4 protein-coding genes are annotated in these 8,569 nt (G+C 70.7%); 1 reads left to right on the forward strand and 3 read right to left on the reverse strand.

Features of this window, described 5'->3' with window-relative positions; all coding sequences use genetic code 11:
- Nucleotides 1–79 precede the first annotated feature (79 nt).
- The 3 genes from ACWGI8_RS33545 to ACWGI8_RS33555 form a co-directional block, all read right to left on the reverse strand.
- Nucleotides 80–1,540, reverse strand: a complete 1,461-nt coding sequence (locus ACWGI8_RS33545; RefSeq protein WP_453666740.1) for a glutamate synthase subunit beta — start codon at nucleotides 1,538–1,540, stop codon at nucleotides 80–82.
- Nucleotides 1,533–6,098, reverse strand: coding sequence for a glutamate synthase large subunit (gltB, locus tag ACWGI8_RS33550; protein ID WP_453666742.1), 4,566 nt, complete (start codon nucleotides 6,096–6,098; stop codon nucleotides 1,533–1,535). The genes ACWGI8_RS33545 and gltB overlap by 8 nt, the downstream gene beginning before the upstream one ends.
- 422 nt (nucleotides 6,099–6,520) lie before the next feature.
- Nucleotides 6,521–7,249 carry a VIT1/CCC1 transporter family protein gene (locus ACWGI8_RS33555; RefSeq protein WP_453666744.1) on the reverse strand — a complete coding sequence of 243 codons (729 nt, stop codon included), beginning with the start codon at nucleotides 7,247–7,249 and terminating at the stop codon, nucleotides 6,521–6,523.
- 222 nt (nucleotides 7,250–7,471) lie between these two features.
- Here ACWGI8_RS33555 and ACWGI8_RS33560 point away from each other — a divergent pair, with 222 nt between their 5' ends.
- Complete coding sequence (locus tag ACWGI8_RS33560; protein WP_453666746.1) at nucleotides 7,472–8,467, forward strand: ADP-ribosylglycohydrolase family protein; 996 nt, start codon at nucleotides 7,472–7,474, stop codon at nucleotides 8,465–8,467.
- The last annotated feature ends 102 nt before the right edge of the window (nucleotides 8,468–8,569 follow it).

Raw genomic sequence — 8,569 nt, forward strand, 5'->3', positions numbered from 1 at the left:
CCCTTGTCCGGTCGGGGACTGGGCAGGCGCCGCGTCTGTTCCGTACGCCGTTGTACGGGCAGTATTCGGGGGGTGGGGCTCAGACCATCAGCGAGCGGTCCGTCGGGCGGATCGGCGCGGGCAGTTCGCTCGCACCCGTCAGGAAGCGGTCCACTCCGCGCGCGGCCGAGCGGCCCTCGGCGATCGCCCAGACGATGAGCGACTGGCCACGGCCCGCGTCGCCGGCGACGAAGACGCCGTCCACGTTGGTGGTGAAGTCCGCGTCGCGCGCGACGTTGCCGCGCTCGTCCAGCTCCAGGCCGAACTGCGAGACCAGACCGTTCTGGACGTCCGTGCCGGTGAAGCCCATGGCCAGGGTGACCAGCTGGGCCGGGATCTTCCGCTCCGTGCCCGGCTTCTGGGTGAGCTTGCCGTCGACGAACTCGACCTCGACCAGGTGCAGGGACTGGACGTTGCCGTCCTCATCGCCCTCGAAGTGGGTGGTGGAGACGGAGTAGACCCGCTCGCCGCCCTCCTCGTGCGCGGACGTGACCTTGTAGAGCATCGGGAACGTCGGCCAGGGCTGGTGGCCCGGGCGGTCGTCGCCCGGACGCGGCATGATCTCCAGCTGGGTGACGGAGGCCGCGCCCTGGCGGTGGGCCGTGCCGACGCAGTCGGCGCCGGTGTCGCCGCCGCCGATGACCACGACGTGCTTGCCCTCGGCGGTGATGGGCGGGGCCACGAAGTCGCCCTCGACGACCTTGTTGGCGAGCGGCAGGTACTCCATCGCCTGGTGGATGCCGTTCAGCTCACGGCCCGGCACCGGCAGATCGCGGGCGGTCGTGGCGCCGGCGGCGATGACGACGGCGTCGTACCGGCGGCGCAGCTTCGCCGCGTCGATGTCACGGCCGATCTCCACGCCCGTGCGGAACTTGGTGCCCTCCGCGCGCATCTGCTCGATACGGCGGTTGATGTGCCGCTTCTCCATCTTGAACTCGGGGATGCCGTAGCGGAGCAGTCCGCCGATGCGGTCGGCGCGCTCGTACACGGCGACGGTGTGGCCCGCCCGGGTCAGCTGCTGGGCGGCGGCCAGGCCCGCGGGGCCCGAGCCGATGACCGCGACCGTCTTGCCGGACAGCCGCTCGGGCGGCTGCGGCTTGACGTCGTTGGCGTCCCACGCCTTGTCGATGATGGAGACTTCGACGTTCTTGATGGTGACGGCCGGCTGGTTGATGCCGAGGACGCAGGCCGCCTCGCACGGGGCGGGGCAGAGCCGGCCCGTGAACTCCGGGAAGTTGTTCGTGGCGTGCAGCCGCTCACTGGCGGCCTGCCAGTCCTCGCGGTACGCGTAGTCGTTCCACTCGGGGATCAGGTTCCCGAGCGGACAGCCGTTGTGGCAGAACGGGATGCCGCAGTCCATGCAGCGCCCGGCCTGCTTGCTGATGATCGGCAGCAGGGAGCCGGGAACGTAGACCTCGTTCCAGTCCTTGACTCGCTCGCCCACCGGACGGGTCTTGGCGACCTCGCGTCCGGTGGTCAGGAAGCCCTTGGGGTCAGCCATTGGTCGCCGCCTCCATCATCTTCTCGGTGGTCTCCTGCTCGGAGAGACCGGCGAGCTCAGCGGCGTCCTTGGCGGCGAGCACTGCCTTGTACGTGGTCGGGATGATCTTGCTGAACCGGTCCACGACCGCGGACCAGTCGGCAAGCAGCTTCTCGGCGACGGTGGAGCCCGTCTCCTCGTGGTGGCGGCGCACGACGTCGTGCAGCCACTGCTTGTCGGTGTCGCCCAGGGCCTCGACGGCGTTCACGTTGCCGACGTTGACGTTGTCCCGGTCGAGGTCGATGACGTACGCGACACCGCCGGACATACCAGCCGCGAAGTTACGGCCCGTCCCGCCGAGGACGACGGCGTGGCCGCCGGTCATGTACTCGCAGCCGTGGTCGCCCACGCCTTCGGAGACCACCAGCGCGCCGGAGTTGCGGACGCAGAAGCGTTCGCCGGTGCGGCCGCGCAGGAACAGCTCGCCGCCGGTCGCGCCGTACGCGATGGTGTTGCCCGCGATCGTCGAGTACTCGGCGAGGTGGTCGGCACCGCGGTCCGGGCGGACGACGACGCGGCCGCCGGAGAGGCCCTTGCCGACGTAGTCGTTGGCGTCGCCTTCCAGGCGCAGCGTGACACCGCGCGGCAGGAACGCGCCGAAGGACTGGCCGGCCGAGCCGGTGAAGGTGATGTCGATGGTGTCGTCGGGCAGGCCCGCACCGCCGAACTTCTTGGTCACCTCATGGCCGAGCATCGTGCCCACGGTCCGGTTGATGTTCCGGATGGCGACCTGGGCGCGGACCGGCTGGGCCTCCTCGGCGGAGGGCGCGGCCAGCGCGTCGGCGGCCAGCTCGATCAGCTCGTTGTCCAGGGCCTTCGCCAGGCCGTGGTCCTGCTCGACGAGCTGGTGGCGTACGGCGCCGTCGGGCAGCTCGGGAACGTGGAAGAGGGGGTCGAGGTCGAGGCCCTGTGCCTTCCAGTGGTTCACGGCCCGGGTGGTGTCGAGCATCTCGGCGTGGCCGACGGCCTCCTGCAGCGTGCGGAAGCCCAGCTCGGCGAGGAGCTCGCGGACCTCTTCGGCGATGAACTCGAAGAAGTTCACGACGAATTCGGCCTTGCCGGAGAAGCGTTCCCGCAGGACCGGGTTCTGGGTGGCGATACCGACCGGGCAGGTGTCCAGGTGGCAGACGCGCATCATCACGCAGCCGGAGACGACGAGCGGCGCGGTCGCGAAACCGAACTCCTCGGCGCCGAGCAGCGCGGCGATGACGACGTCACGGCCGGTCTTCAGCTGGCCGTCGGTCTGCACGACGATGCGGTCGCGCAGGCCGTTGAGCAGCAGCGTCTGCTGGGTCTCGGCGAGGCCGAGCTCCCAGGGACCGCCCGCGTGCTTCAGCGAGGTCAGCGGCGAGGCGCCGGTGCCGCCGTCGTGGCCGGAGATGAGGACGACGTCCGCGTGGGCCTTGGAGACACCCGCGGCGACCGTGCCGACACCGACCTCCGACACCAGCTTCACGTGGATGCGGGCGGCCGGGTTGGCGTTCTTGAGGTCGTGGATCAGCTGAGCCAGGTCCTCGATGGAGTAGATGTCGTGGTGCGGCGGCGGGGAGATCAGGCCGACACCGGGCGTGCTGTGCCGGGTCTTGGCGATCCACGGGTAGACCTTCTGGCCGGGCAGCTGGCCGCCCTCACCGGGCTTGGCGCCCTGGGCCATCTTGATCTGGATGTCGTCGGCGTTGACCAGGTACTCGGACGTGACACCGAAGCGGCCGGAGGCGACCTGCTTGATCGACGAACGCCGCGCCGGGTCGTACAGACGGTCCGGGTCCTCGCCGCCCTCACCGGTGTTGGACTTGCCGCCCAGCTGGTTCATGGCGATGGCGAGGGTCTCGTGCGCCTCCCTGGAGATGGAGCCGTACGACATGGCGCCGGTGGAGAAGCGCTTGACGATCTCGCTGACGGGCTCGACCTCGTCGATGGAGATCGGCTCGCGCCCGCTGTCGAGGCTGAAGAGGCCGCGGAGCGTCATGAGCCGCTCGGCCTGCTCGTTCACCCGGTCCGTGTACTTCTTGAAGATGTCGTACCGCTTGCTGCGCGTGGCGTGCTGCAGACGGAAGACCGTCTCCGGGTCGAAGAGGTGCGGCTCGCCCTCGCGGCGCCACTGGTACTCGCCGCCGATCTCCAGCGCGCGGTGCGCCGGGGCGATCCCGCTGGCCGGGTACGCCTTGGCGTGCCGGGCGGCGACCTCCTTGGCGATGACGTCGAGGCCCGCGCCGCCGATCTTGGTGGCGGTGCCGTTGAAGTACTTGTCGACGAAGGCCTCGTCGAGACCCACGGCCTCGAAGACCTGCGCGCCGCGGTAGGAGGCGACGGTCGAGATGCCCATCTTCGACATGACCTTCAGGACGCCCTTGCCGAGGGCGTAGATCAGGTTGCGGATGGCCTTCTCGGGCTCGATGCCCTCGATGAACGTACCGGCGCGCAGCAGGTCCTCGACGGACTCCATCGCGAGGTACGGGTTGACGGCGGCGGCGCCGTAGCCGATGAGCAGCGCGACGTGGTGCACCTCGCGGACGTCACCGGCCTCGACCAGCAGGCCCACGTGGGTGCGCTGCTTGGTGCGGATGAGGTGGTGGTGCACGGCGGCGGTGAGCAGCAGCGACGGGATCGGGGCGTGCTCGGCGTCGGAGTGCCGGTCGGAGAGCACGATCAGCCGGGCGCCGTCCTCGATGGCGGCGTCGGCCTCGGCGCAGATCTCCTCGATCCGGGCGGCCAGCGTCTCGCCGCCGCCGGAGACCCGGTAGAGGCCGGAGAGCGTCACGGCCGTCATGCCGGGCATGTCGCCGTCGGCGTTGATGTGGATGAGCTTGGCCAGCTCGTCGTTGTCGATCACCGGGAAGGGCAGGGTGACGCTCCGGCACGACGCGGCGGTCGGCTCCAGGAGGTTGCCCTGCGGGCCGAGGGACGAGCGCAGCGAGGTGACGAGCTCCTCGCGGATGGCGTCCAGTGGCGGGTTGGTGACCTGCGCGAAGAGCTGGGTGAAGTAGTCGAAGAGCAGCCGGGGCCGCTCGGAGAGGGCCGCGATCGGGGAGTCCGTACCCATGGAGCCGAGGGGCTCACCGCCGGTACGGGCCATCGGCGCGAGGATGACACGCAGTTCTTCCTCGGTGTAGCCGAAGGTCTGCTGGCGGCGGGTGACCGAGGCGTGGGTGTGGACGATGTGCTCGCGCTCGGGGAGGTCCTCGAGCTCGATCTCACCCGCCTCCAGCCAGTCCTGGTACGGCTGCTCGGCGGCCAGGGCGGCCTTGATCTCGTCGTCCTCGATGATGCGGTGCTCGGCGGTGTCGACGAGGAACATCTTGCCGGGCTGGAGGCGGCCCTTGCGGACGACCTTGGCGGGGTCGATGTCCAGGACACCGACCTCGGAGGAGAGGACGACGAGGCCGTCGTCGGTGACCCAGTAGCGGCCGGGGCGCAGACCGTTGCGGTCGAGGACCGCGCCGACCTGGGTGCCGTCGGTGAAGGTGACACAGGCGGGGCCGTCCCAGGGCTCCATCATCGTGGAGTGGTACTGGTAGAAGGCGCGCCGGGCCGGGTCCATGGAGTCGTGGTTCTCCCACGCCTCGGGGACCATCATCAGAACGCTGTGGGGCAGGGAGCGCCCGCCGAGGTGGAGCAGCTCCAGGACCTCGTCGAAGGAGGCGGAGTCGGAGGCGTCCGGCGTACAGACCGGGAAGATCCGCTCCAGCTTCTCCGCCCCGAAGAGATCACTGACCAGCTGCGACTCACGGGCGCGCATCCAGTTGCGGTTGCCCTTGACCGTGTTGATCTCGCCGTTGTGCGCGACGAAGCGGTACGGGTGGGCCAGCGGCCAGCTCGGGAAGGTGTTCGTGGAGAACCGGGAGTGGACGAGCGCGACGGCGGTGGCGAATCGGCGGTCGGACAGGTCCGGGAAGAAGGGCTCCAGCTGTCCGGTGGTCAGCATGCCCTTGTAGACGATGGTGCGGGCGGAGAGCGACGGGAAGTACACCCCGGCCTCGCGCTCGGCGCGCTTGCGCAGCACGAACGCCTTGCGGTCGAGGACGATGCCCGTGGCCGTGCCGTCCGCGTCCGCGACGAAGAGCTGGCGGAAGACCGGCATCGTCGAGCGGGCGGTGGCACCGAGGAGCTCGGGGGCGATGGGGACCTCGCGCCAGCCGAGGACGTTCAGGCCCTCCTCCGCGGCGATCGTCTCGATCTGTGGGACGGCCTCGTCCTGGGCGCCCTCGGGGATGAAGGCGATGCCGACGGCGTACGAGCCGGCCTCGGGAAGCTCGAATGCGGTGACCTCGCGCAGGAACGCGTCCGGGACCTGGAGAAGGATGCCGGCGCCGTCGCCCGAGTCGGGCTCGGAGCCGGTGGCGCCTCGGTGCTCCAGGTTGCGCAGAACGGTCAACGCCTGCTCGACCAGCTCATAGCTGGCAACACCGGTGAGGGTGGCCACGAACCCGACACCGCAGGCGTCGTGTTCGTTACGGGGGTCGTACATCCCCTGCGGGGCGGGGCGACCGTCCATGGGCGACCAGGCGTAGGAACGCATCGGCTCTCCCGTCGTCGTCGTGGCATGTGGTGGTGCCGAGGGACGACGTTGGCCCTCCGCTGAAATTTCGTGCAGGTTACATGATGGAGTGAATCTCGGGTACCGGATAGCCCATTCCAACATGCGGACACCGCGATCTTGGGTCTGGTAGCGGCGCAAGTGAGGAGGGTACGGACAGGTCGACCTCAGATCGGTGTCCGCGATCCCGGTGCAGAGCAGGCTTCATTGCCCACAGCGCTTACGGCTCATGCCCGGTTGTCAAGGACTCGAAACCGCAACGTAACGGCTACTTATGTGGAGCCACGCATAGTGTCCCACCGAGTGCCGGGGTTTGGCACCGGGACGTACCTCACAGGGTACCGGGCGCGGGCCCGAACCGTCAGGATCGGACTCCGCGCAGGTCGCCGCAGGTCCCGCCGGGGTCAGACCGCCGCGCCGATGAGTGACCCGATTCCGTACGTCACGGCGGCCGCGGCCCCGCCCAGCGCGAGCTGCCGCAGCCCGCTGAACCACCAGCCGCGGGCGGTCACCCTGGCGACCAGCGCACCGCACGCGAAGAGCCCGAGGAGCGCCAGCAGGACCGCGGGCCACAGCGCGGTGGCGCCGAGCAGATACGGCAGCACGGGCACCAGCGCGCCCAGCGCGAACGAGGCGAAGGACGAGACGGCGGCGACGGCCGGCGACGGCAGGTCGTCCGGGTCGATGCCGAGCTCCTCGCGGGCGTGGATCTCGAGTGCCTGCTCGGGGTCCCGGGACAGCTGCATGGCCACCTCGCGGGCGAGCGCGGGCTCGACGCCACGGGCCACGTACAGCGCGGCCAGCTCCTCCATCTCGTCGACCGGGTGCTTGCGCAATTCGCGACGCTCGACGTCCAGTTCGGCCTGGACGAGCTCGCGCTGCGAGGCCACGGAGGTGTACTCACCGGCCGCCATGGAGAAGGCTCCGGCCGCGAGACCGGCGAGCCCGGTGATGACGATGGCCTGCTGGGACACGGCGCCGCCCGCGACACCGGTCATCAGGGCGAGGTTGGAGACGAGACCGTCCATCGCACCGAACACCGCGGGACGCAGCCAGCCGCCGTTCACATCGCGGTGCGTGTGGTTGTCGCGGTGCGCCGCGTGAAGTGTCGCCTCGGTCTCGATGATGGACACAGCTCTCCCCTTGCTCCCAGGGCGGGTGCGTACATACGCCCCGCTCCCCCTCAACACCTCGAAAGTACGCGCGATGTAAGGGGCGCGCCAGCAAGGCAGGCTTTACTTACCTGGTGGCAGGCGGGTGACACGGAGGTTCACCGCGCCGCACCCGGCGCCCGGCGTGGCAGAGATCCAGGAACAGGCCCAGTGCCGCATAAAGCCTCATAAAGGGGTGACGCGTTGGAGTGGATTGCATGCGATCGGGCCCGCGGCGCGCTTCTCGGACTGGCGGTGGGAGATGCGCTCGGGGCGCCCGCGGAGAACATGCGGCCGTCCGAGATCCGCCGCCGGTGGGGCCGGATCGAGGGCTTCGTCACCGAGAGTCCGGCCGGTACGGACGACACGGAGTACGCGATCTTCTCCGGGCTGCTGCTCGCCCGGCACGGGTCCGCCCTGACCGTCGCGCATGTCGAGAAGGCCTGGCACCACTGGATCGCCGACCTCGACGAGGGACCGTTCCGGGGGGCGGGCTTCAGCGAGCGGGGGACGCTGGAGAACCTCCGCCGCGGTCTGGCCGCCCCCATCACGGCCCAGCACCGGCACGCCTGGAGCGACGGGCTCGCCATGCGGGCGGCTCCCTTCGGCGTCTTCGCGGCGGGCCTCCCCGACGAGGCCGCGCGGCTGGTCGCCATCGACGGCTGCGTCAGCCACGACGGCGAGGGCATCTACGGCGGCCAGGCCGTGGCGGCGGGGGTGGCCGCGGCGATGGCGGGCGCCGGGCCCGCCGGGGTCATCGGCGCGGCGCTGTCCGTCGTCCCGATGGACTCGTGGACCGCGCGCTCCATGCGGCGCGCGGTCGTCGCCGCGGAACGGGCGGAGCCCGACCCCCTCAGCCGCGAACGCACGGTCCGCTCCGCCGTCGTCATCGGCGGCTACCCCTGGACGGACCTCGCGCCCGAGGCGGTCGGCCTCGCCTTCGGCGCTTTCGCGGCGGCCCGCGGCGACTTCCGTACGTCCGTCCTCACCGCGGTCAACATGGGCCGCGACGCCGACACCACGGCGGCGGTCGCGGGCGCCCTCGCCGGCGCGATGTCCGGCGCCTCCGCCATCCCCCCGGACTGGGCAGCCGCGATCGGCCCCGTCCGCGGCAGCTGCCTGCCCTCGATGCGCGGCTACCACGTCCTCGACATCGCGGACCTCCTCACCCCGTACGACGACACCGAGGCCCTTTCATGACCCCCCGCCCCCTCGACCCCACCCCCCAGCCCACCCCAGACCCCCCGGACGCCCCACCGGACCTCACCCCCGGGACACCCCCGGACCTCACCCCCGAGGCCC

The sequence above is a fragment of the Streptomyces sp. NPDC054841 genome, assembly GCF_053611045.1.

What these genes read in the sequence shown, in the direction of transcription:
- ACWGI8_RS33545 (WP_453666740.1), bottom strand. Translation starts at nt 1,540, where the DNA reads ATGGCTGACCCCAAGGGCTTCCTGACCACCGGACGCGAGGTCGCCAAG.
- gltB (WP_453666742.1), bottom strand. Translation starts at nt 6,098, where the DNA reads ATGCGTTCCTACGCCTGGTCGCCCATGGACGGTCGCCCCGCCCCGCAG.